The sequence below is a fragment of the Paenibacillus sp. ACRRX genome, assembly GCF_022346885.1.
In the GTDB taxonomy this organism is placed as follows: Bacteria; Bacillota; Bacilli; order Paenibacillales; family Paenibacillaceae; genus Paenibacillus_B.
In genome coordinates this window covers 1-1127 of sequence record NZ_JAKRNK010000024.1, presented here as the reverse complement: position 1 = coordinate 1127, position 1127 = coordinate 1, and the positions used below count along the sequence as shown (strand labels likewise).

At 51.6% G+C, this 1127-nt stretch carries 1 rRNA gene; it reads right to left on the bottom strand.

Annotation, left to right across the window (positions count from 1 at the left end):
• A 23S ribosomal RNA gene (locus MH117_RS26360) occupies positions 1-1125 on the bottom strand; the annotation flags it as partial.
• Positions 1126-1127 lie beyond the last annotated feature (2 nt).

Here is a 1127-nt window from a genome sequence, read left to right as displayed (position 1 = left end):
TGGCTGCTTCTAAGCCAACATCCTGGTTGTCTGTGCAACTCCACATCCTTTCCCACTTAACATACATTTAGGGGCCTTAGCTGATGGTCTGGGCTGTTTCCCTCTTGACAATGGATCTTAGCACTCACTGTCTGACTCCCGGATATAAGTCTATGGCATTCGGAGTTTGACTGAACTTGGTAACCCTTGGCGGGCCCCGCATCCAATCAGTGCTCTACCTCCACGACTCTTGATTCCGAGGCTAGCCCTAAAGCTATTTCGGGGAGAACCAGCTATCTCCGAGTTCGATTGGAATTTCTCCGCTACCCCCACCTCATCCCCGCATTTTTCAACATGCGTGGGTTCGGGCCTCCAGTGCGTGTTACCGCACCTTCACCCTGGACAGGGGTAGATCACACGGTTTCGGGTCTACGTCTACGTACTTAAGCGCCCTATTCAGACTCGCTTTCGCTTCGGCTACGGCTTTCCACCTTAACCTTGCACGCAAACGTAACTCGCCGGTTCATTCTACAAAAGGCACGCCATCACCCATAAAAAGGGCTCTGACTTTTTGTAAGCACACGGTTTCAGGATCTTTTTCACTCCCCTTCCGGGGTGCTTTTCACCTTTCCCTCACGGTACTGCTTCACTATCGGTCGCCAGGTAGTATTTAGCCTTAGCAGATGGTCCTGCCAGATTCCCACGGGGTTTCACGTGACCCGCGGTACTCGGGATCCGTCTCGGAGAGCAATCACTTTTAATTACAGGGCTGTTACCTTCTATGGCGGGCCTTTCCAGACCTCTTCATCTAACAATCGCTTTTCTTACTCCTAGTGAGACGTCCCACAACCCCAAAGAGCAAGCTCTTTGGTTTAGGCTGTTCCGCTTTCGCTCGCCGCTACTGACGGAATCACTATTGTTTTCTCTTCCTCAAGGTACTTAGATGTTTCAGTTCCCTTGGTATGCCTCTCCATGACCTATGTATTCAGTCATGAGTAACTGCCCATTACGACAGCTGGGTTTCCCCATTCGGACATCCCCGGATCGATGCATGCTTACTGCTCCCCGAGGCATTTCGTTGTTCGCCACGTCCTTCGTCGGCTCCTGGCGCCTAGGCATCCTCCGTGTGCTCTTAATAGCTTAACCAT